Source organism: Rubrimonas cliftonensis (genome assembly GCF_900107585.1).
In the GTDB taxonomy this organism is placed as follows: Bacteria; Pseudomonadota; Alphaproteobacteria; order Rhodobacterales; family Rhodobacteraceae; genus Rubrimonas; species Rubrimonas cliftonensis.
In genome coordinates this window covers 59,885-80,554 of sequence record NZ_FNQM01000002.1, presented here as the reverse complement: position 1 = coordinate 80,554, position 20,670 = coordinate 59,885, and the positions used below count along the sequence as shown (strand labels likewise).

20 protein-coding genes are annotated in these 20,670 nt (G+C 75.3%); 7 read left to right on the top strand and 13 right to left on the bottom strand.

All coding sequences use genetic code 11. The features are described 5' to 3' along the window. The first annotated feature begins 54 nt into the window (after positions 1-54). The gene (locus tag BLW43_RS03110; RefSeq protein WP_093248332.1) at positions 55-837 is read left to right on the top strand and encodes a hypothetical protein; all 783 of its coding nucleotides are present in this window, start codon (positions 55-57) and stop codon (positions 835-837) included. Positions 838-874: 37 nt separating this feature from the next. On the opposite strand, the gene gspD is transcribed toward BLW43_RS03110, so the two are convergent. The 12 genes from gspD to BLW43_RS03050 form a co-directional block, all read right to left on the bottom strand. Beyond that, on the bottom strand, positions 875-3,073 hold the full coding sequence (gspD, locus tag BLW43_RS03105; RefSeq protein WP_093248330.1) for a type II secretion system secretin GspD: 2,199 nt from the start codon (positions 3,071-3,073) through the stop codon (positions 875-877). Beyond that, positions 3,063-3,707, bottom strand: coding sequence for a hypothetical protein (locus BLW43_RS03100; protein ID WP_093248328.1), 645 nt, complete (start codon positions 3,705-3,707; stop codon positions 3,063-3,065). Before BLW43_RS03100 ends, gspD begins: the two co-directional genes overlap by 11 nt. Positions 3,708-3,794: 87 nt before the next feature. Beyond that, positions 3,795-4,358 (bottom strand): type II secretion system protein GspM, encoded by a 564-nt coding sequence (gene gspM, locus BLW43_RS03095; protein ID WP_093248326.1) that lies wholly within the window; start codon positions 4,356-4,358, stop codon positions 3,795-3,797. 7 nt (positions 4,359-4,365) lie between these two features. Then, positions 4,366-5,439: a PilN domain-containing protein gene (locus tag BLW43_RS03090; protein ID WP_139283968.1), complete on the bottom strand. Its 1,074-nt coding sequence runs from the start codon at positions 5,437-5,439 to the stop codon at positions 4,366-4,368. Further along, positions 5,436-6,038 carry a prepilin-type N-terminal cleavage/methylation domain-containing protein gene (locus BLW43_RS03085; protein WP_093248322.1) on the bottom strand — a complete coding sequence of 201 codons (603 nt, stop codon included), beginning with the start codon at positions 6,036-6,038 and terminating at the stop codon, positions 5,436-5,438. The genes BLW43_RS03090 and BLW43_RS03085 overlap by 4 nt, the downstream gene beginning before the upstream one ends. Beyond that, a complete protein-coding gene (locus tag BLW43_RS03080; RefSeq protein ID WP_093248320.1) occupies positions 6,035-6,448 on the bottom strand; it encodes a PulJ/GspJ family protein in 414 nt (137 codons plus the stop codon). The genes BLW43_RS03085 and BLW43_RS03080 overlap by 4 nt, the downstream gene beginning before the upstream one ends. Beyond that, positions 6,441-6,890: a GspH/FimT family pseudopilin gene (locus BLW43_RS03075; RefSeq protein ID WP_093248318.1), complete on the bottom strand. Its 450-nt coding sequence runs from the start codon at positions 6,888-6,890 to the stop codon at positions 6,441-6,443. The genes BLW43_RS03080 and BLW43_RS03075 overlap by 8 nt, the downstream gene beginning before the upstream one ends. Then, entirely contained in the window at positions 6,874-7,350 is a 477-nt protein-coding gene (gene gspG / locus BLW43_RS03070; RefSeq protein ID WP_093248316.1) for a type II secretion system major pseudopilin GspG, read from the bottom strand. The genes BLW43_RS03075 and gspG overlap by 17 nt, the downstream gene beginning before the upstream one ends. Then, positions 7,347-8,567: a type II secretion system F family protein gene (locus BLW43_RS03065; RefSeq protein ID WP_093248314.1), complete on the bottom strand. Its 1,221-nt coding sequence runs from the start codon at positions 8,565-8,567 to the stop codon at positions 7,347-7,349. Before BLW43_RS03065 ends, gspG begins: the two co-directional genes overlap by 4 nt. A gap of 2 nt (positions 8,568-8,569) precedes the next feature. Continuing rightward, complete coding sequence (locus BLW43_RS03060; protein ID WP_093248312.1) at positions 8,570-10,303, bottom strand: GspE/PulE family protein; 1,734 nt, start codon at positions 10,301-10,303, stop codon at positions 8,570-8,572. Positions 10,304-10,379: 76 nt separating this feature from the next. Continuing rightward, positions 10,380-11,132, bottom strand: coding sequence for a prepilin peptidase (locus BLW43_RS03055; protein ID WP_139283967.1), 753 nt, complete (start codon positions 11,130-11,132; stop codon positions 10,380-10,382). Positions 11,133-11,208: 76 nt separating this feature from the next. After that, positions 11,209-13,314, bottom strand: a complete 2,106-nt coding sequence (locus tag BLW43_RS03050) for a hypothetical protein (RefSeq protein ID WP_093248308.1) — start codon at positions 13,312-13,314, stop codon at positions 11,209-11,211. A 246-nt stretch (positions 13,315-13,560) separates the two neighbouring features. Here BLW43_RS03050 and BLW43_RS03045 point away from each other — a divergent pair, with 246 nt between their 5' ends. The 4 genes from BLW43_RS03045 to BLW43_RS03030 are packed head-to-tail and all read left to right on the top strand — an operon-like array spanning position 13,561 to position 16,744. Continuing rightward, positions 13,561-14,463 (top strand): peptidyl-prolyl cis-trans isomerase, encoded by a 903-nt coding sequence (locus BLW43_RS03045; RefSeq protein WP_139283966.1) that lies wholly within the window; start codon positions 13,561-13,563, stop codon positions 14,461-14,463. Then, complete coding sequence (locus BLW43_RS03040; protein ID WP_175478732.1) at positions 14,460-15,479, top strand: HupE/UreJ family protein; 1,020 nt, start codon at positions 14,460-14,462, stop codon at positions 15,477-15,479. The genes BLW43_RS03045 and BLW43_RS03040 overlap by 4 nt, the downstream gene beginning before the upstream one ends. A 24-nt stretch (positions 15,480-15,503) precedes the next feature. Further along, positions 15,504-16,133 (top strand): HupE/UreJ family protein, encoded by a 630-nt coding sequence (locus BLW43_RS03035; RefSeq protein ID WP_093248302.1) that lies wholly within the window; start codon positions 15,504-15,506, stop codon positions 16,131-16,133. After that, a complete protein-coding gene (locus BLW43_RS03030; protein ID WP_175478731.1) occupies positions 16,130-16,744 on the top strand; it encodes a HupE/UreJ family protein in 615 nt (204 codons plus the stop codon). The genes BLW43_RS03035 and BLW43_RS03030 overlap by 4 nt, the downstream gene beginning before the upstream one ends. Positions 16,745-16,766: 22 nt before the next feature. On the opposite strand, the gene BLW43_RS03025 is transcribed toward BLW43_RS03030, so the two are convergent. Continuing rightward, positions 16,767-17,186: a hypothetical protein gene (locus BLW43_RS03025; protein WP_093248298.1), complete on the bottom strand. Its 420-nt coding sequence runs from the start codon at positions 17,184-17,186 to the stop codon at positions 16,767-16,769. 159 nt (positions 17,187-17,345) lie between these two features. Between BLW43_RS03025 and BLW43_RS03020 the strand changes: the two genes are divergently transcribed. Both BLW43_RS03020 and BLW43_RS03015 read left to right on the top strand, forming a co-directional pair. Next, entirely contained in the window at positions 17,346-17,966 is a 621-nt protein-coding gene (locus BLW43_RS03020) for a putative 2OG-Fe(II) oxygenase (protein WP_093248296.1), read from the top strand. After that, positions 17,963-20,629 (top strand): spermine/spermidine synthase domain-containing protein, encoded by a 2,667-nt coding sequence (locus BLW43_RS03015; RefSeq protein ID WP_093248294.1) that lies wholly within the window; start codon positions 17,963-17,965, stop codon positions 20,627-20,629. The genes BLW43_RS03020 and BLW43_RS03015 overlap by 4 nt, the downstream gene beginning before the upstream one ends. Positions 20,630-20,670: the final 41 nt, after the last annotated feature.

Sequence of the window (20,670 nt, the reverse complement as noted above, 5' to 3'; positions counted from 1 at the left end):
TATGAAGCGGCGAGGCGGCGGAGGCGGCCGGCGGCGCGGCGACGGAGGGCGAGGATGGGGCGGCGCGAGGGCGGCGGGAGGCCGGGAGGCGGGCGCGGCGCCGCGGCGGGCTTCGCGCTGGTCGCGGCGCTCGGCTTCGGTCTCGCGCTCGCCGCGCTGGCGGCGGGGCTGACCCGCGACAGCCGCGGCGCCGTCGCCGCGGCGGCCGGCGCGGTCGGCGCGGCCGAGGCGCGCGCCGCGGCGGAGGCCGGCCTCTGGCGCGCGGCGGCGGCGCTGTCGGCGTCCGCCGCCCGGCGCGCGGGCCCGCCGCCGCCGCCGCTCGACGGCGCTCCGCAGCCATGGAGCTTCGAGGGCGTCACGGTGCGCGTCACGGCGCGCGCGGAGGATGCGCGGGTCGATCTCAACCGCGCCGACGCGCGCGAGCTCGCGGCGGCGGCGCAGGCGGCGGGGCTCGCCGAGCCTGAAGCCTTCGCTGCGGCGGTGCTGGCGCGGCGTCGCGCCCTGGCCGCCGCGGGCATCCCGTGGTCGCTGGACGCGGTCGCCTTCCCGACCGTCGAGACGGCGCGCGGCCTGGCGCCCGCGGCCCTGTGGCCCGCGTTGGCGGAGCGCCTGACGGCGCATGGCCGGCGGACGCCTGCGACCGTGGAGGCGGCCGAGCCCGATCCTGTCCCCGCTCCCGGCCGGGCCTACGCCCTGCGCGCCGAGGCGGAGACGCCGGCCGGCGCCCGCGCCGCGGTCGCGGCGGTGGTGACGCTGGAGGGGCCGAACGGCTTCCGCGTGGTGGAATGGCGCGGCGCCGTCCCGCTCGGCCCCCCAGCGCCCCGAGCCGCGCCCTGAAACGGACGCGCGCGCAGGGCGCCGCGGCGCCGGCGCGTCAGGGGCCTGGCCCCGTCGACCAGAGCGCGCCCCGGCGCGGGCCGGTCAGCGGGTCGGAGGGCGGCGGCGGGCCGAAGATGCCCTCCAGCCGGTCGCGCAGCTCGTCCGTCGCCGCGCGGGCGCCCTGCTGGTCGCGCACGACCACGGGCGTCAGCAGCACGATGAGCTCGGTGCGCTCCGCGCTGGTGGTCGTCACGCCGAACAGCGCGCCGACGACGGGGATGTTGCTCAGCACCGGCAGACCGGAGCGGCTGCGGTTGCCCTGCTCGCTGATGAGGCCGCCGATCGCGACCGTGTCGCCGCTGTCCACCGCCACGGTGCTCTCGACCACCCGCTGCGAGAAGGTCGGGTTCACGCCCCCCGGCCCGGGCAGGACGTCGGACACCTCCTGCCGCACGTCGAGCTGCACCAGCCCGTTGCCGTTCACGCGCGGCCGGATCGTGAGGATGATGCCGGTGTCGCGGAACTCCGTCTCCGTGACGATCGGCGCGTCGGGGTCGGAGACGCTGGTGCTGCTGCGCGTCGTCACCGGCACCTGATCGCCGACCTGCAGACGCGCGGTCTGGTTGTCCATCACCATCAGCGTGGGCGTGGACAGGAAGCGGACGTCGGTGATCTCGTCGAGCGCGCTCAGCGCCGCGCGCACGTCGCCGGAATCGAACACGGCGCTGAAGCCCGGGAACACCGCGCCGACGGCGCCGCTGGCCACGTCCGAGAAGCTCCCCGCGAAATTGCCGCGCTCGAAGAACCAGCGGACGCCGTATTCGAGGCGGTCGTTGAGCGTGACCTCCGCGAGCGTCGCCTGGATCATCACCTGGAGCGGCTGATGGTCCAGCCGGCGCATGGCGGCGCGCAGTCGGCGCGCGCCGTCGGCGTCGGCCAGCGCGATGATCGCGTTGCTGCCCTCGTCGGCGGAAAGCCGCGCCACGCCGCGGGTCGGCGTCGCGCCGCCGATGTCGATCCCGCCGCCGATGCCTCCGCCGCCAATGTCCGCCGCAGCGGCCGCGCCGCCTTCCGCCTCCGCGGCGAAAGCGGCGGCGTCGGGCGCGGCCCCCGCCGCGCTCGGCGTCAGCCCCGGCGCGAGCCCGCCGGCGCGCGCGGCGCGGGTGACGGTGGCGCGCACGCCGAAGGCCGCGCCAAGCACCTGCGCCATCTCCGCCGCCTCGCGGTTCTCCACCGGCATCACATGGATCTGCATCAGCGTGTCGGCGCCCTGGTCCAGCCCCTGCAGCACCGGCAGCGCCTCGTCGAGCAGGCGCGGGTTCTCGGCGATCACCAGCACCGCGCTCATCCGCTCGACCGGGACGAAGCGCAGGCGCGGGGTCCGGCCGCCGCGCTCGGCGAAGATCGCGTCGAGCTCGCCCGTCACGCCCTCGGGGTCGCCGCTGCGCAGCGGCACGAGCGCGACGCTCCGCCCGGCCAGCGCGTTGACGTCCAGCAGCGCGATCAGGTCGGCGATGGTGCGCTGTTCGGCGCTGCTGCCGATGGAGAAGACGAGGTTGCGGTTGGCGTCGTAGCTGAGCGCCCCGGCGACCGGCGCAAACTGCTCCAGCACGCCGCGCACGTCCTCCACCGAAACATGGCGCAGCGGCGTCACCCGCGTGGTGAGGCCGCGCTGGGCGATGCTGTCGGCGGTCATCAGCGGCGCCGTCAGGCCGACCGCCTCGCGCGGGATGACGCGCAGGACGCCGGCGCTCTCGACGAGCGCGGCGTCGTTGAGGCGCAGGATCTCCTCCAGCGTCGGCAGGATCTGGGCGCGCGAGAGCGGGGCGTTGGTGCGGATCGTCACCATGCCGCTCACGGCCGGGTCGAGCACATAGCTCGCGCCGAGCCCGTCCTCCAGCATCGCGCGCACCACGTCCGCCATGGGCGCGTTCTCGAAGTTCACGGTGAACTCGCCGCCGCCGCCGGCGGCGAGGTCGCTCCCGCCGCCGGGCGCGCCGAGCGCGCCGTCGCGCCCGCGGCGCACGAAGCCCCTGACCGGCGGACGGGCCGCGCCGGCGCCGATGGGGCCGCCCTCCGCCGCCGCCGCGGTCGACCGGGGCGCGAGCGGACCGCGCGGCGCGGCCGCCTCGGCGCGAAGATCGGCGAACGGATCGACGGCGGGCGTCGTCTCCGAACACGCGACCGCGAGCGCAAGCGGAAGCAGCGCAGCCGCGACGCGCGGGGCGAAGGATCGTCGGGCGTCAGTCGTCATAGGCGCCGAGGTACTCTCCGGGCTCGAGGCCGAACGCGCCGTCGGGGCCGATCAGAGCGTTGGACCGCCCGGGCCGGCGGGCGCGGGCCGTTGCGCGGGCCGGGGCGCCTGACGGGGCGCTCAGGGGTCCGTCGAGGGCGGCGTCGACGTCCGGCGCGGCGTCGCCGAGCGCGACGCTCCGCCGCTCCCCGCCACGCTCAAGCGTGATCGCGCGCTCGGCGATCTCGGCGACGGTCCAGCCATCGACGACATCCCCCGGTCGCAGGCGCAGGGTCTCGTCCGCCCGGCCGCCCGAGATCTGCGCCCCAGAGGTCCGCGCCAGCGCCACGCGCGTCTGCCCCCCGCCGACCACGCCGATCAGGGCGAGCGGCGGGGGCGGGCCGTCGGGCGCCGCGCCGGCCGACGCGACGACGGCGGGAGGACGGCGCGAGGGCGAGAACAGCGGCCGCTCCGCGATCGCGGCGAAGGCGTCGGGTCCGGGTCGCCGCGGGGCCTCGACCTCCAGCGGCGCCGACAGCGACACGCGAGCCGGAGCACGCTCGACCGGCGGCGCGGCGGCGACGCGCGCCAACCCCGCCGCCGCGAAGGCCGCGGCGCCCCAGACGAGCATGTTGAGCAGGATCATGCGCAGCATGACGGCGACTCCTGCGCGCAAGGCCGACGAGCCGCGCGCCGGGAAGCCTTAACGCGACTATGTGACAGTTCGATCACCATTACCCGCTTATCTCGCCTCCGCCGCATCGGTGGCCGCCACGGCCCAGAGGGTCGCGCGCACGGCGACGCCGCCCGCCTCGGCCTCCTCCGCGCCCGGCGCGCGCCGCACGTCGAGGCTCTCGACGAACACGAGCGGCGCGCCGGTCTCGACGGCGTGGAGGAAGTCGCGCAGGCCCGCGGCGTCGAAACTCGCATCCAGCGTCACCGCCACCCGCGCCGCGCCCTCCAGCGGCCTGGGGTCGAGCACCTGCGCCGAACGCAGGGTGCCGCCGGCGGCCGCAACCGCCGCGTCGAGACGTCCCTGCAGCGCCGCGGCCGCGCGCATGGGGGTCGGAGCGGCCAGCGCCGCGTCGGCCGGCGCGGCGACGACCGGCGCCGCCTCCGCCTGGGCCAGCGCCCCCGCGAAGCGCGCCGCCTGCTCCTGCGCGACGGCGGCGCGCTCGATCAGCGCGGCGCGGTGCGCCAGAAGCGGCGCCGCGGCGCCGAACCAGCCGAGCCCCGCCAGCGCGGCGACAAGCCCCAGCGCGGCGACGGCGCCGAGCGGCGCGGGAAGTCGGCGCGGCGCGGTCATGCAGCGGTCACGGGGTGGTCACCGGAGCGCCGACGCCGGCGCGGCGCGCCGTCAGCGTGAAGCGCTCGCCCGCCTCGCCCGGTTCGCGGGTGATCGGCGCAAGGAAGCGCGGCGCGGCGAAGCCGGGGCTGGCGTCGATCAGCGCGACGAGCGCGACGGCGTCCGCCGCGTGGCCGGTGATCTCGACCGCCTCCTCGGTGAGGCGCAGGGCGCTCAGCCAGGCGTCGTCTGGCAGGATCGCCGAGAGCTCCGCCAGCGCCTCCGCGGCGAGCGGCGTGCGGGCGCGCAGATCGAGCGCGAGCCGCGCCGCGTCCGCCGCCTCCGCCGCGCGGCGCTGGTCCTGCGCGGCGACGGCGGCGCGGCGCAGCGCAAGCGCCTGCTCCTCGAGCGCAGTCGCGCGATCCTCCAGCGTCTGCAGCGCGAGACCGGCCCATGCGGCGCAGAGCGCGACGCTGGCCGCCGCCCCGAGCCATGCGAGGCGCGCGCCCCAGCGCGGCGCGCGGCGCTGCGCGGCTTCGGCGCCGCCGCGCAGCGGCAGCAGCGCGCCGTCGGGCCCGGGCAGCGCGGCGCCGACCACGGGCAGCCCGGCGTCGGCCAGCGCGGCGGCGACGCCGGCGAAGGGCGCGCGCGGGACGAACACCACGTCGGCGTCAAGCGCGCCCTGCCCCGGCCGGCGCGCGGCGATCTCGCACCGCCAGTAGAGCGCGTCGGCCGGAAACGGCGTCAGCCGGTCCATTTCGAACCCGACCACGGCTTCCAGGTCGCGCTCGGCGGCCAGCGGCAGGGATACGCGGCGCGTCACCGCGGCGGCGGGCGGCGGGGCGAGCGTCACCGTCAGCCGTCCCGCCCGCGCAGCGGCGGCGAGGCGGCGCCGCTCCCGCGCGCCGAGCGTCGAGAGCGGCCCCAGCGAGGCCCGGCGGCCGCCGATCTCACGCACAAGCGTCGCGTCCGTCGCTGCGCCGTCGGACACGACCGCGACGAGGCGATCGCGCGAGGGCGCCAGGGTCCGGCGGACCGCCACGGGGACGAGCGCGGCGAGTTCCGCCCCCCACCAGCGCAGGAAATCGCCCGCCAGGCTCATGGCGCGACCCCGGCGCGCGGCGCGGCCGCAAGGGCGGGCCATGGGCCCAGCGCCGCGCCCGCCATGGCGATCTCGACGAGGCGCGGCGGCGCGGGGCCGCGCCACTGAACCGCGGCGCCGTCGGGGCCGAGATACGCGAAGCCGCCGCGCTCGAGCCCGGAGACCAGCGTCTCGGCGCCGTCCTGCGGCGGCAGCGACAGCGCCGGCCGCAGCGCGCCCAGCGCCCGCCAGCGCATGACCAGCGCCAGCCCGCCGCCGGACGGCGCCGGCTCGAACGCGAGCGAGACGAGGTGCAGCCCGGGCGGCGCGAGCGCCGAAGGCAGCGGCGCGGCCAGCGTCAGCCGGTCCTGCGCGCCGAGAAACAGCACCGGCGGCTCCCGCTCGCCCTCCCGCAGCCGGATCGGCGCCGCGCCTTCGATCAGCGCGCGCAGAAAGCCGCGCAGGGCGCGACCCTCCAGCGCCGCCTCGGCGCTCTCCGACGTCCTGTCCCAGGCCCGCGCGCCGAAGCGCAGGCCGCCGGCGGCGGTCGCGACGATCAGCGCCAGCAGCGCCGCGGCGACGAGGAGCTCGATCAGGGTGAAGCCCGATTGCCGCCTCACGGCCGGTCATCCCGCGCCGGAGCGAGCGTCGCCAGCGACAGCCGGCGCTCCGCGGCGCCGTCGCGCCAGCGCGCCTCGGCCGCGATGCGCACAAGTCCCGGCGCCTCCGCGTAGGGCGCCGCGGTCATCCGGACGGTCCAGCGCCCGTCGCGCGTCTCCGCCGCGCCGCCCGCAGGCGGCGAGACCGCGGCGCGCGCAAGGGCGCTCTCCACCCGCGCCAGCGCCTCAAGCCGCGTCGCCGCGGCGTCGGCGCCGCGCGCGCCGGCGCCGAAGGCCGCGTAGGACGCCGACAGGATCAGCGCCAGCGCCGTGAAGGCGACGAGGCATTCCAGAAGCGTGAAGCCCGCCGTCCGCCCCTCTCCGGGCCGCCCCTCTCCCGGCCGCTCCCCTGCCGCCGACCCGCTACTCAACGCGCACCGCCCCGGTCAGCCATCGCACGGCGACCGTTGCCGACGCGCCGCCGCGCGCGAGCGTCACGGCGCCCCCGGTGGCCCCGCCCTCGGCGAAGAACACCACGCCCGGCGCGCCCATCAGCGCCTCCGCCTCCGCCGCGGTGACGAGGCTCAGCGAGACGTCCTCGGGCAGGAACGCCGCTTCGGCGCCGGTGCGGCGCAGCGCGCCGCTCTCGACGTCGAACGTCACCGCCGCCGGCGCGCCGCGCTCGATCGCCTGCGCGCGCGCGGCACGCAGTTCGCCCGCGACGAGCCGCGTCGCCCGGTCCAGCCCCCCGGCGCCGGGCGCGACGAAGCGCGGCGCGGCGGCGGCGAGCAGCGCCACGACCGCCAGCGCCACCAGCATCTCCAGCAGCGTGAAGCCCGCCGCGCGGGTCCGCGGCTCAGCGATTGCGGACATCGGCGGCCTCGCCCTCGCCGCCTTCGGCGCCGTCCGAGCCCAGCGACAATAGGTCGTAGGGCGCGCCGCCCTGCCCCGGCGCGGCGTAGGTGAACGGCGCGCCCCACGGGTCTTCGAGCGCGTCGCGCTTGCGCAGGTAGGGCCCGGCCCAGCGCGCGGCGCCGGTCGGCGCGCTCACCAGCGCCTCAAGCCCCTCGCGTTCGGTCGGGTAGCGGCCCATGTCGAGGCGATAGAGGTCGAGCCCCGCCTCGATCTGCCCGATCTGTATCCGCGCCGCGTCCTGCTTCGCACCGCCGAGAAAGTTCAGCGCCACCGTGCCAACCGCGGCGGTCAGCAGCACGAGGATGGTCACGACCACCAGGAGCTCCAGCAGGGTGAAGCCCGCGTCGGCGCGAGCGCGGCGCGGCGGAGGCGCGGGCTGTCTGTCGGGAGAGCGGGAGAGAGGCGGCTTGGCGGTCATAGGGTCAACTCGTTGATCTGGAGCAGCGCGAGGAGGACGGAGGAGACGATGAGCGCGATCATCACGCCCATCACCAGCGTCAGCGCCGGGGTGAGCAGGCTCAGCATCCGGTCGAGCGCCTCGGACGCCTCTGTTTCGAGAATGTCGGCGGTCTTGGCGAGCATCGGCCCGAGTCGCCCGCTCTCCTCGCCCACGCGGATCAGCTGGACGGCGAGCGGCGCGGCGACGCCGCCCTCCGCGAGCGGGCGGGCGAGGCCGCGGCCGGCCTCCACCAGCGGCGTGACGCGGGCGATCTCGGCGCGGAAGGCGGCGTTTGGAACCGCCGCGCCGGCGAGCCGCAGCGCGGCCGGCAGCGCGACGCCGTTCTGCGTGAGTTCGGCCAGAAGCCGCGCGAGCCGGGCGCTGGCGAGCTTGGCCAGCAGCGCCCCGAGCAGGGGCGCGCGCAGCAGCGCCGCGGCGGCCGCGCGCCTGAGCGCCGGCCGCGCCAGCGCCGCGCGCGCGCCGAGCCAGAGCGCCAGCAGCCCCGCCAGCATCAGCGGCCAGCCCTCGGCGAAGACGTCGCCCGCGGCCATCACCGCCCGAGTCAGCGCCGGCGGCTCGGCCCCGGCGTCCTCCAGCAGCGGCGCGAAGGTCGGCACGACGAAGAGCAGCATGACTGCAATCGCGCCGACGGCCGCGACCATCAGGAAGGCGGGATAGATCAGCGCGCCGGTCAGCGCCGACCGCCGCCGCGCCGCCGCCTCCTCCCCGTCGGCGAGCCGCGCCAGCGCCGGCCCGAGAGCCGCGCCCGCCTCGCCCGCCTGCACAACCGCGCGGTGCATCGGCGGGAAGGCGTCGCCCTCGGCCGCCATCGCCGCCGACAGCGCCGCGCCGCCGCGCACGGCCGAGAGCAGCCGCGCCGCCATCGCGCGGCCCGCCTTGCGCTCGCCGAGTTCCGCGACGATCTCCAGCGACCGGTCGAGCGGCAGCCCGGCGCCGGTCAGCGTCGCGAGCGCGCGGGTGAAGCCGATGCGCTCTGCCTGCGAGAGCGCCCTGCGCGGCGTGATCTCGGCGTTGAGCAGCGCCGCGAGATCGAAGCCGCCGCCCTCGGCGACGTCCACCGGCAGCAGCCCGCGCCGGCGCAGGGCCTCCACCGCGGCGGCGCGGTCGGGGGCGTCGAGCGCGCCGACGACGGCCCCGCCGCCCGACTCGAGCGCGCGATAGCGGAAGCGCGCCACGCTCAGGCCCCCGCCGCGGCGGCCGACGGCGCCGCCATGGCGGGCGCCGCCGCGTCGTCGCTCGCCGCGCGGGCGACCTCGGCGAGGCTGGTGCGCCCCTCCCGCGCCAACGCAAGCCCGTGGCCGCGCAGGGTGCGCATCCCGCGCGAAACCGCCTCCGCCTCCAGCGTCGCGGCGTCGGCTCCGTCGAGGATCAGCCGCCGCGCGCCTTCCCCGACTGCGAGAACCTCCAGCATCGCCGCCCGGCCGCGGTAGCCCGCGCCGCCGCAGGCCGCGCAGCCGCCGGGCGCGAGATGCCCCGCGCCGCCGGGGTCGAGCCGCGCGGCCAGCGCCGGCTCCTCCGGCCGCGCGCAGTCTGGGCAGAGCCGGCGGACCAGCCGCTGCGCCACCGCGCCCACGAGCGTCGCGGCGATAAGGTATTCCGGCACCCCCATGTCGCGCAGCCGGGTGACCGCCGCGGCGGCGGAGTTCGCGTGAAGGGTCGCCAGCACCAGATGCCCGGTCAGCGCCGCCTGCACGGCGATGCGCGCGGTCTCGGCGTCGCGGATCTCGCCGATCATGATGACGTCGGGATCCTGCCGCAGGATCGCGCGCAGCGCCTCGGCGAAGCCCAGGCCTATGCGCGGCCGCGCCTGGATCTGGTTCACGCCGTCGATCTGGTACTCCACCGGATCCTCGACCGTGACGATCTTGCGTTCGGGCGTGTTGAGCCGGCCGAGCGCGGCGTAGAGCGTCGTCGTCTTGCCGCTGCCCGTGGGGCCGGTGACGAGGATCACGCCGTTGGGCCTCGCGATGAGCGCCTCCAGCGCCCCCACGGCCGCGGCGTCGAAGCCGAGGCTGTCGAGCGCCGGGGCCTTGCCGCTGCGGTCGAGCAGCCGCATCACCACACCCTCGCCGTGCAGCGTTGGGGTCGTGGCCACGCGCACGTCGAGCTCGCGGCCCAGCACCGTGAGCTGCAGGCGCCCGTCCTGCGGCAGCCGGTTCTCGGCGATGTCGAGCCGCGCCATGATCTTGATGCGCGACACGACCGCGGCGCGCAGCGAGGCCGGCGGCGCCTCGGCCTCGCGCAGCTGGCCGTCAACGCGATAGCGCAGGCGCAGGCGGCGCTCGAAGGGCTCCAGATGCACGTCCGAAGCGCCCAGTTCCGCCGCGCGGCGGATGATGAGGTTGACCATGCGGATGACGGGGGCCTCGGAGGCGATGTCCTTCAGGCGCGCGACGTCCTCGGCGGAGTCCTCGTCGGGCGCGCCGGCCGCCTCGGCCAGCGCGTCGATGGCCCCGCGTCCGGCGCCGGCGAGGCGCTCCAGCGCAGCGTCGATGTCGGCGGGGGCTGCAACGCAGAGGCTCACCGGGCGGCCCAGCTTCATCGCGGCGAGATCGCCCAGGGCGGCGTCGAACGGGTCGGCCACGGCGAGCCGCACCGCCGCGCCGTCATCCTCGATCGGCAGCGCGCGGGCCGACGCGGCGAAGCGGGCGCCGAGCTGCTCCAGCAGGTCGGGCGCCCCTGCAAGCGTCTCGGGGGCGGCGCAGGGCAGGCCGGCGATGCGCGCCAGCGCCGCCGCCATGTCGCGCTCGCCGACCATGCCGAGACGCGTCAGCACGCGGTCGAGCCGCTCGCCCGTCTCCTCGGAGACGCGGGCGGCGCGCGCCAGCGTCGCCGCGTCGGCGAGATCCTCCGCCCGCAGCGCGTCGGCCAGCATGGCCCCATCGGCGGCGACGGCACGCAGGCTTGTCACGACGCTCTCTCCATGGCGGCGGTTTCTATGGCCGTTCGACGACAGCTTGATGACGCCACGGCCCCGGCCGGGCCGCTCAGAAGGGCGCGACGGGGCCATGCAGCCATGTCATCCAGAATCCCGTGGCGAGCGCGGGGCCGAACGGCGTCGGGCCGCGCCAGTCGCCGCCGCGCGCCGCTGCGACCGCCGCCCAGACGAGGCCGACGCCGCAGGCCCAGAGCATCACGGAGGACAGGCCACCGACGCCGACCCACGCGCCGGCCGCCGCCAGCAGCTTGGCGTCGCCCATCCCGACGCCCTCGACGCCCCGCAGCGTGCGCCACAGCGTCGCCGCCGCCCGGACCGAGCCGTAGCCCAGCGCCGCGCCGAGCGCATGGGCCGCGGGGTCTCCGGTCAGCCCCGCCAGCGACAGGCCGAGCCCGGCTGCGACCAGCGGCAGCGTCAGGACGTCTGGCAGCGTCATCGTCCGCAGGTCGATCAGCGCCAGCGCCAGCAGCGCCCAGCCCAGAACGGCGCTTGCAAGAAGTATCGGCCCGCTCGTCAGCGCCGCCGCCCACAGCGCCAGCCCCAGCGCCGCGATCTCCGCCAGCGGATACGCGGGCGAGAGCGGCGCCCCGCAGCAGCGCGCCCGCCCGCCCAGCATCGCCCAGCCGATCACCGGCGCCAGCGCCGCCGCGTCGAGCCCTTCGCCGCAGCCGTCGCAGCGCGACCGGCCGAACGCCACGCCCGCGTCCCAGGGCCAGCGATGCGCCAGAAGCAGCGCGAAACTCCCGAAGAACGGCGCGGCGAGGACTGCCGCGAGCGCCGAGATGTCTTGAAGCCCCGCCACCACGCGACGACACCCTTTCAGAACGCAAAAGGGCGGGGGCCCGAAAGCCCCCGCCCGATTTCAGTGATCAGCGCGATCAGCGCAGGCGAGCCTGCTGCGTCGGCGCGACCTTCACGAAGATCGGGTTCGCGTGGAACCAGAGGTTCGCCCAGGCCTCGACGTCGAAGCTGAGCACCTGCTGACCTTCGTCGTTGGTCGGCAGGTAGAGCGGGCAGGCCATCGGATCGAAGGAGTTGCGACCGTTCGTGCCTTCCTCGGCGGTGTAGGGGAACGGGCACACGACGCGGCCGGCGTTGTTGTCGCTGAGCGGGTTGCCGTCGGCGTCGGTGCCGTTCGGCGTGCCCTTCGGCAGGTTGGTGCCGCGCATGCGGAAGTACATGTCGTTGGTGAAGGTCTCGGCCGGCAGCGTGCCGGAGGCGATCAGGAAGTCGCCCTCAGCCGAGAACTCGTCGCGGAACATGGTCATGAAGATCTCGGTCGAGGGATGCGAGACCATCGTCTTGTAGGCCGGGTCGGAGGGGTCGATCGGGCCGGTGATGTCGCCGCGGATGATGTCGATGTTGTCGAGCATCGGGGCGTTCAGCGGCTGTTCGAGGCCCAGCGGCAGCAGGTAGGGGTTGCTGAACGCGTAGGGCGAGTTGTTGACGCCCGACGGGTCCTCGATGCGGATGAACCACTCGACGTCCGCGCCGGCCGGGTTGACGACCAGCTCCTGGCCCATGGTAGCGCACTTGCCGCCCTGGCACATCACCCAGTTGAACTGGCCGATGAGGTCGCCCATGACCGAGTAGGTGTTGCCCGAGCGCATGCCCGAGACCACGGCCCGCGCGGTGCGCAGGTCGTACTTGCCGGAGACGCCGCGGGTGTAGGCGTAGATCTTCTGGTACTCGCCCGGCCAGAAGTCGAGCGTCGAGTGCGGCTCGAACGGGCCGAACGCGCCGCGGTTGTGCCAGTCGGAGGAGCCGAAGATGAAGTAGCGGCGGCCTTCGCTGAGCATCGCGTCCCACAGCGTCTTCACGCCGGGCTTGCAGAACACATAGCGCGGCAGCGAGGCGTTGCGGTTGAAGCCGCCGGCATCGGGCACGCCGGCGTATTCGGCTTCCCACGCGTCGGCGATCTCGTTGACCAGCTCACGGGTGAGCGGCGTGCCGTCGGGCGCCGTGCCCGGCAGCGACATCTCGGCCGCGCCGTAGCAGCCCGAGCCGCCGAAGGTGCCGAGACCGACCGAGGGGCGCCCGGCGGAGTAGGTGCCGCGCTGCGCAGCCGCCATGTGGCCGGCCTGCATCTCGCCGCCGAAGGCGAGCGAGGGGCTGGTCACGTCGTTGGGGTTGAACAGGCCGGCGTTGTGGTAGTCGCGCAGATCCTCGGCGTTGTAGCCGCGGTTCTCACCCGGGGTGTAGGCGCCCTGGCGCTCGACGTGGGCGGGCACGTAGTAGCTGTCGGTCGGGTAATGCTTGCGCAGCCACTCCACCGACTTGACCGACTTGGAGTGGTCGCCGGTGACGTTCGGCAGCTTCGCGACGCCGCGGTTGGCGGGGTTCTCGAAGTCCAGCGATTCGCCGCCGGAGGTGTCGTTGTCGCCACGATCCCAGAGATACTCGAACTGGGCGGTGGCGTAAGCGTCGCCGACGGTGCGGAACTGGTTGCCGATGATGCCCATGGAGACGTGCTCGTGGCCGGGCGCGTTGGTCTCGATGCCGATCCAGGTCGGCTTGTCGGCCAGCTTGCCGGCATTGGCGATGTCGGGATAGGCGTACTCGTAGATCGACTGCCAGCGCCACATGCGGTTGCCGATATCGTCGCCCTTCAGCGCGTCGAGACCGATGGTGTCTTCCCAGAACTCGCGCGGGTTGAACGAGCCGAGATTGGTCAGCGGGACCACGTTGCCAGTCTGGATGTCGTCGAAGCGGCAGTCGCGGTTGCCGGTGCCGCCGTGGCCGGTCTGGGCGAACCAGTCGAGGCCGTACACGACGGCGGACTGATCGACCAGCGTCCGGACCGAGGTCGTGCCATCGGTGCAGGTGGTGTGGTTGTGCTTGTCGCCGGTCAGGTAGGCGCCCTGCGCCTCGATCCGGTCCGCGTACGCCTGCGCCTGCTGCGCCATTGCGGGCGCGGCGCCCATGGCGAGCACGCTGGCGCCGCAAAGCAGCGCGGCGACTGAATTTCTGGTCTCGATTGCCATGCGGCACTCCCCCGATGAATCAGATCATTGCACGGCTTTCGCCGGGCATTGGCGAAGGGTTAACCATTCACTGCAACGGAAAATCGCAACTCACGCGAAACTTGTACGTCACTTTTGTGAAGTCGGGCGCGTGCCGGGCGCGTGCCGGCCGCCTGCGCCGCGCGCGCCCCGGGCGGCGGCCGTCGGGCGACGCCTGTCACAGTAAATTCTTTTTCCGACGCGGCGCGGCTCGGTTACAGCCGCGCCATGACACCTCAGATCACCCGCACAGGCGGCCTAGCGCGCCGCATCCTTCGCGACCCGCTCGCCCAGTTCCTCGCCATCGGTCTCGCGCTTTTCGCCGCCGACAGGCTGACCCGGGCGGAGGCGGCGGACCCGCGCCTCATCGTCGTCGACGCGCCCGCCTACGGAGAGATCGTCGACATCTTTGCGGAGACGCGGGGCCGAGCGCCGACGCCCGCGGAGATGGAGCCGCTCGTCGATCGCTGGATCATGAACGAGACGCTCTACCGCGAGGCCAGGGCGCTCGGCCTCGACGAAGGCGACGAGATGGTGCGCGAGCGCATCATGCAGAAGCTGCGGGTGCTCATGCACACCGCAGTGACGGTCGACGACCCCGACGAGCGCACGCTGCGCGCCTGGTACGAGGCGAATCGCGACCGCTACACGGCGCCCGAACTCATCACGTTCCGCCTTGCGCGGCTCGACGGCGACGAAGAGCAGGCGAAGGCGCTCGCGGCCCGGCTCAACGACGCCTTCGCCGGGAAGACGCAGCTCGCTCCCGGCGAGGTCAGGATCTTCCCCTTCCCCGAAAGGCCGCGCCCGGCGCTGGAGCAGGTGTTCGGCACCGCTTTCGTGGAGACCCTGACGCAGCTCCCGGCGGGCGAATGGGCGCCGGCCCCGACGGAGGGCGGCTGGCAGGTCGCCATGTTCGAGGAGCGCGTCCCGCCGGTCGTCACCGAGTTCGAGGACGTGGCCGGGTCCGTCGAGGCCGACTGGCGCGACGAGCGCTTCAAGATTGCCGCGCGCCAGTCCATCGAGGCGCTGATGGCGAGCTATCGCGTGACGCGGGCGCCCTACGACGCCGACGCGTTCGCGGAGCGCGCGGCGGAGGTCGCCGCGTCCGACGCCGACTCGTTCACGCAATGAGCGGTCTGCGGCCTCCTTTCGGGGCGATCGCCCGGCGCCTGCGCGCGGTCGTGCTCGGGGCGGCGGCGCTGATCGGCGTCGCCGCTTCCGCCGAGGCGCATGAGGCGTCGATGTCGGTGGTCAGCGTCACTGAGATGCAGCCGGGCCGCTACGCCGCCCGCTGGGACAACCGGCCCAGCGAGACCGGGGACGCCGACGGGGTCAAGGTGGAGCCGCTCTGGCCGGAGCACTGCGTCGCCGACGGGCCGATGCTCGAGTGCGGCGCGGAGGGTCTCGCCGGCGACGTCAGCTTCACGGGGCTCGGCGTCGCGCATTCGGCGGCGATGATCCGGATCCGCGCGCTGGACGGCGGCGTGCAGGTTCTCATGCTGACGCCGAGCGACCCCGTCGCCGTTGCGCGACCGAACTTCGACGCGACCAGCTGGTCCGGCCGGGCCGAACTCGCCGGGGCCTACGTCAACCTTGGCGTGGAGCACATCCTCATCGGGATCGATCATCTGCTCTTCGTGCTCGGGCTCATGTGGATTTCCGGCTCCGGCTGGGGGCTGGTGCGCACCATCACCGCCTTCACGGTGGCGCACAGCTTCACCCTCGCGGCGGTCTCGTTCGGCTGGATCGGCGTGCCCGAGGCGTTCGTCAACGCCATGATCGCGCTGTCCATCGTGTTCATCGGCGTGGAGATCCTGAAGGCCGACCGCGGCGACACGAGCTTCACGCTGCGCAATCCGTGGCTGGCGGCGTTCGGGTTCGGGCTGCTGCACGGCTTCGGCTTCGCCAACGCGCTGATGGAGCTGGGCCTGCCGGAAGGCGCGGCCCTGCTGGCGCTGCTGGCCTTCAACGTCGGCGTGGAGATCGGCCAGCTCGTGTTCGTGCTGCTGGCGCTGGGGCTGGCGGCTGGGTGGCGCTACATGACCGCGCCCATGCCGCGACGCAGCGCGCCGCCCGCCGCCTACGTCGTCGGGTCCGTCGCGGCTTTCTGGTTCGTCGAGCGCGCCGCCGCGCTGCTCATCGCCTGACCCTCTCCGAGGAAAGCAAACGACATGCCCTTGCCATCCGCCCGTTCCGCCGCCTCTTCCGCCGCTCGTCTCGCCGCAGTGCTCGCCGCAACCCTGCTGCCGGCCGCCGCCGCCGCGCATGAGGAGGTCGGCGTGGCCGGCGGCTTCATCGACGGGGCGATGCACCCGCTGATGGGGCTCGATCACCTCGCCGCCATGGTCGCGGTCGGCCTCTGGGGCGCGCAGCTCGGCAGGCCCCTCGTCACGGCGCTGCCGATCGCGTTCCCGATGATGATGGCCGTGGGCGCGCTCGCCGCCGTGCTGGGCTATCCGGCGCCGGGGATCGAGATCGGCATCGGCGTCTCCGCCCTCGGCCTCGGCGTCTTCATCCTGCTCGGCTGGCGCGCGCCGGTCTGGGCCGCCGTGGCGCTCGTCGGCGTCTTCGCGGTGTTTCACGGCAGCGCCCATGGCGAGGAGATGCCCGCCGCCGCCAACCCGCTCGCCTACGGCGTGGGCTTCGTCCTCGCCACGGGCCTCCTCCATGCGCTGGGCATCCTGATCGGCGAGGGCGCGCGCCGGGTCGCGCAGGGCGGCGTCGCGCTCAGGGCCTGCGGCGCCGGCGTCGCCGCGGTGGGCGCGTTCGCCACCGCCAACGCGCTGGCCGCGGCGCTGTGAGGCGCGCGCTCCTCCTCGCTCTGGCGGCGGCGCTGAGCCCGGGCGCCGCGAGCGCGCATCTCGTCGGCGTGGAGTTCGGGGATTTCTACGCCGGCGCGCTGCATGTGGCGACAGGCGTGGCCTATGGCGCGACCCTTGTCGCGCTCGCCCTCATGGCGGGGCTGCAGCCGCGCGAGAGCGGCCGCTGGGCGCTGGTCGCCGCGCCGCCCGCGCTGCTGCTGGGCGCGCTCGCCGCGAGCTTCGGCGTCGTCGGCGAGGCGCCTGCGCTCGACCCCGCAGTGACGGCGACGCTCGCCCTTTGCGGCGTGCTGGCGGCGCTGAACGCGCGCCCTGGCCCATGGGGCGTGGCGACCTTCGCGGGGCTCGTGGGGCTGGCGATGGGCGCGGCTAACGGCCAGGCGGCGCTCGGCGGCGGGGTCGACCCGATCCTGTTCTCCCTCGGCGTCACGGCGGCGGGGTCCGTCGCAGTGATACTGGGCGTCGCCTGCGCGCGCGCCGCGGCGGACCGCGTTCCGCTGCTGTCGATGGTGTGGCGCGTGGCGGGAAGCTGGCTGGCGGCGGCCGGCGCGGCCTCCCTCGCGCTGACGGTCGCGCAGGCCGGGGGGCTCTGACCCCCCGCCCCCGTCGCGCCGCTCAGACCGGCGCGTAGACCGCGTTCTCGACCCTGACCCGGCTGACGAGCCCGGTGAGTTCGTCGGTGTGGGCGCCGAGCCGCAGCGTCCCCGTCACCTCGATGCGCTTGTAGAACGGCGCCACCTCGATCACCCGGTCGGCATAGACGGCGAGCATGTCCTGCGGCCACTCCGACTCGGTGTCGCAGAACGGACAGATCGACATCGGCACGCCGGTCAGCACGAAGAAGCTGGCGTCGGCGCGCAGCGGCGGAGCCATGTAGCCGCGAAACCGCGCGCGTCGGCCCTCATGGGCGCGGGCGAGGTCTGAAAACTGCTCTTCGGGCGCATGCAGCGCGGCGACCTCGAGCAGCTCGGCCGCCCGCGCGCCGGTGGCGGCGAAGGCGGCGCAGGACAAAATGGCGGCGCGTCGGGAAAGCATCCGTCGGTCTCCCAGTCATGATCATGATTTCGGAACGAATAGCACGCACGGCGTGACAGGGCCGTGACGGCGGCAACATCAAATTTCGATGACGGTCGTTCAACGCGCTCGCGCCCGGTGTTAACGCTCTCCTGCGCAGCCGGGAGCGGAACAGGGCCCATGGATGAGATCGTCGGTCTGTTTCCCACGCCGGTCATGGTCGCGCGCGGCGTCGCGCCGCCCGAGCTCGTATCCGCGCTGATCGACCAGTTCACCGAGTCCGCGACAGGGCCGAACGTGCGCACCGCACTGCTCGCCCACACGCCCGTCGCCGACCCGCGCAGCCACGAGAACTTCACGGCCGTCCTGCGCTGCGTCGGCCCGCGCCTGCGCGCCTATGGCAAGACGCTGCTGGGCGAGGAGCTGGGCTGGGCGATCAAGGAGATCTGGATCAACCGCATGGAGACCGGCGGCGCCCAGAAGATGCACAACCACGCCAACAGCTTCATCTCCGGCGTGCTCTACCTCACGGAGACGCACCCTTCCGCGGCGACCGTGTTCCACCGCCATGTGGGCGCGACGGGCTTCGTGATGGAGAACCAGAACCGGCGCTGCGAGGTGAACCCGTTCAACTCGCCGATCTTCTCGATGCCGCCGGTCGCGCCCGGCGACATGGTGCTGTTTCCGAGCTACATGATGCACGAGGTGCCGCCCAACCAGGGCCCGCCGCGGCTGACGGCGGCCTTCAACGCCCTCCCCGAGCGGCTCGACAGCTGGGGCTACGTGCTGAATTTCCGATGACGGCGGCGGCCGCCCCGGATCCGTCGCCTTCCGGCGCCGAGACGCGCGCCGCCGGAGGGTCGCGCCTCGCCATGCATGGCCTGCTCGTGCTCTCCGGCTTCGCCGGGCTGGGCTATCAGGTGGTCTGGACGCGGATGCTCGGCGTGGGGCTGGGTCACGAGGCGCTCTCCACCCTAGCCGTCGTGGCGGCGTTCTTCGCGGGGCTGGCGCTCGGCGCCTTGGCCCTCGACCAACCCATCGCGCGCAGCCGGCGGCCGGGTCTGTGGTATGCCGGCCTCGAGGTCGCGATCGGGGTCTGGACGCTGGCGCTGATCTTCCTGATCCCGCTGGCGAACGACCTGTTGCTGGAGGCGATGGGCGTCGCGCCCTCCCCGCTCTGGCGCTGGACGGCGGCGTTCGGCGGCCCGCTGCTGCTGCTGGCGCCGGCCACGGTGGCGATGGGCGCGACGCTGCCCGCCGCCGAACGCGCCTTCGCCCGCGCCGCGCGCGACGGCAGGGGACTCGGCGGTCTCTACGCCGCGAACGCTGCCGGCGCGATGGCCGGCGCGCTGCTGACGGCGGCCTGGCTGGCCCCGGCGCTCGGCTACGCCGCGACGCTCTGCGCCTTCGCCGCCGTCAACATCCTCTGCGCCGGGCTGATGCTGGCCGGCCCCGCGCGCGGCGAGGCGGCGCGGCCGCGCCTGCCGGCGTGCGAAGCCGGCGGCGGCTGGACGACCGCCGGGCTCGCCGCGCTCTTCGCCAGCGGGCTGCTCGGCATCGGCTTCGAGATCGCCACCATCCGCGCGCTGGCGCAGGCGATGCAGAACACCGTCTATTCCTTCGCCGCCGCAGTGGCCGTCTACCTCGCCGGCGCCGCCATCGGCGCCGCGCTCTGGCAGAGGTTCTGCGCCCGCCGCCCCGGCGCCATCCACAGCGGCGCGCTCGCGGCGATCACCGCCGGCGCCTGCGCGACCGGCGCGCTGGCGGCGCTGGCGGGGCCGGCGCTGCGCGACGCGCTGGAGGCCGCTCTGCCCGGTGCGCAGAGCGGCGGCCCGCTGGGCGAGGCGGCGCTCGCAATCCTCGTCTTCGGCCCGGCGAGCGCGGCGATGGGCGCGCTGTTCAGCGCGCTGGCGCAGGCGATGCGCGGGCCCGACGGCGGCCTCGGCGCCGCCTTCGCCGCCAACACCTTCGGCGCGGCGCTGGCGCCGGTCGCCGTGGGGCTGGGGCTCGTGCCGGCGCTGGGGCCGGTGGGAGCGCTGGCGGCGCTGGCGCTGGGGTATCTCGCGCTGGCGGCGGCGCTCTGGCCCCGCGGGCGCATCCGCGCCGGCGCGGCGCTGGCCTTCGGTCTGCCAGCCGCGCTGGCCGGGCTGACCCTTCTCGGCCCGTTCGATCGGCGGCTCGTGACGATCCCGCCCGGCGGCGCGGTGCTCGCGCATCTCGACGGCCCCTCCGCCTCCGCTTCGGTGACGCAGGACGCCACCGGCGCGCGCTACCTGCTGGTCGACGGCGCCTTCGTCATGGGCGGCACGCCGAGCTACCGGCTCGACCGCGTACAGGGCCATCTTGCGCTGATGCTGCACCCCGAGCCGCGCTCGGCGCTGTTTCTGGGTGTCGGCACCGGCGCCACGGTCGCCGCCGCTGCGGCGCACCCGAGGCTGCGCGTGGAGGCGGTGGACATCCTCCCCGAAGCGCTGGCGCTAGTTCCGTATTTCGAGGCGGTGGACCGGGAGATCGCCGCGGCGGGGGACCGCATCGCCCTGTCTGTCGCCGACGCGCGGCGCCATGTGGCGGCGACGCCGAAGCGCTACGACGTCATCCTCGCCGACACCTTCCACCCGGCGCGCGACGGCGCCGGGATGCTCTACACCGTGGAGCATTTCGAGGCGATCAGGGCGCGGCTGGCGGCGGGCGGCGTGTTCACGCAGTGGCTGCCGCTGCATCAGCTCGACCTGGCCACCTTCAGGCTGATCGCGCGCAGCTTCCAGACGGCGTTTCCCGACGCGCGGCTCTACATGGGCAACCAGAACGTCATCACGCCGCTGCTGGCGCTGGTGGGGACCGAGGCCGGCGCGCCGCCGGAGGCCGCGGCGCTGATGCGGCGCAAGATTGACGACAGGCTGCGCGAGGCGCTGGCCGCCACCGGGCTCGGAGACCCGTTCGCCCTGTTCGGCGGCTTCATCGCAGGGCCGGAGGCGCTGGCGGCCTTCGTCGGCGACGGGCCGCTCAACACCGACGACCACCCGGTGGCGATGTACGCCGCGCCGCGCACCGTCTACGCCCCGCTCGGCCCGGCGGCCGATCGCCTGATCGCGCTGACCGAGGCCATGCCGCGCCGGGCGGCCGACGCAGTGGCCCTGCCGCCCACCGCGCAGGCCGCCGACTTCGCCGCGCGCCTCGAAGCCTACTGGCGCGCCCGCGACCGCTTCATCGCGCTGGGCGCCTCGGGCGCGACGGCGGTCACGGGAGATCCGGCGACGGACGCCGCCCGGCTCGCGCCGGATCTGCTGGAGGTCGTGCGGCTCAGCCCCGACTTCGCGCCGGCCTACAACCCGGTCCTGCTTCTCGCCGAGGCGCTCGCGCGGCGCGACCCGGCGGCCGCCGCGAGCCTGCTGCGCGCCCTCCACAGGGCTGCGCCGTCGCGGCGGGAGGCGGCGGCGGCGCTCGACCGGCTCGCGCCGCGCTGAGAGGCGGCGCCGGGCCCCCGGCGACAGTCCCGGAACGCGCC

Excerpts from the sequence above, each read along its gene's own strand:
- BLW43_RS03050 (WP_093248308.1), bottom strand. The coding sequence starts at position 13,314 with ATGGCAATCGAGACCAGAAATTCAGTCGCCGCGCTGCTTTGCGGCGCC.
- BLW43_RS03040 (WP_175478732.1), top strand. The coding sequence starts at position 14,460 with ATGAGCGGTCTGCGGCCTCCTTTCGGGGCGATCGCCCGGCGCCTGCGC.
- gspM (WP_093248326.1), bottom strand. The coding sequence starts at position 4,358 with ATGACCGCGCCGCGCCGACTTCCCGCGCCGCTCGGCGCCGTCGCCGCG.
- gspG (WP_093248316.1), bottom strand. The coding sequence starts at position 7,350 with ATGACCGCCAAGCCGCCTCTCTCCCGCTCTCCCGACAGACAGCCCGCG.
- gspD (WP_093248330.1), bottom strand. The coding sequence starts at position 3,073 with ATGACGACTGACGCCCGACGATCCTTCGCCCCGCGCGTCGCGGCTGCG.
- BLW43_RS03015 (WP_093248294.1), top strand. The coding sequence starts at position 17,963 with ATGACGGCGGCGGCCGCCCCGGATCCGTCGCCTTCCGGCGCCGAGACG.
- BLW43_RS03025 (WP_093248298.1), bottom strand. The coding sequence starts at position 17,186 with ATGCTTTCCCGACGCGCCGCCATTTTGTCCTGCGCCGCCTTCGCCGCC.
- BLW43_RS03045 (WP_139283966.1), top strand. The coding sequence starts at position 13,561 with ATGACACCTCAGATCACCCGCACAGGCGGCCTAGCGCGCCGCATCCTT.
- BLW43_RS03020 (WP_093248296.1), top strand. The coding sequence starts at position 17,346 with ATGGATGAGATCGTCGGTCTGTTTCCCACGCCGGTCATGGTCGCGCGC.
- BLW43_RS03110 (WP_093248332.1), top strand. The coding sequence starts at position 55 with ATGGGGCGGCGCGAGGGCGGCGGGAGGCCGGGAGGCGGGCGCGGCGCC.
- BLW43_RS03100 (WP_093248328.1), bottom strand. The coding sequence starts at position 3,707 with ATGCTGCGCATGATCCTGCTCAACATGCTCGTCTGGGGCGCCGCGGCC.
- BLW43_RS03075 (WP_093248318.1), bottom strand. The coding sequence starts at position 6,890 with ATGTCCGCAATCGCTGAGCCGCGGACCCGCGCGGCGGGCTTCACGCTG.
- BLW43_RS03035 (WP_093248302.1), top strand. The coding sequence starts at position 15,504 with ATGCCCTTGCCATCCGCCCGTTCCGCCGCCTCTTCCGCCGCTCGTCTC.
- BLW43_RS03090 (WP_139283968.1), bottom strand. The coding sequence starts at position 5,439 with ATGAGCCTGGCGGGCGATTTCCTGCGCTGGTGGGGGGCGGAACTCGCC.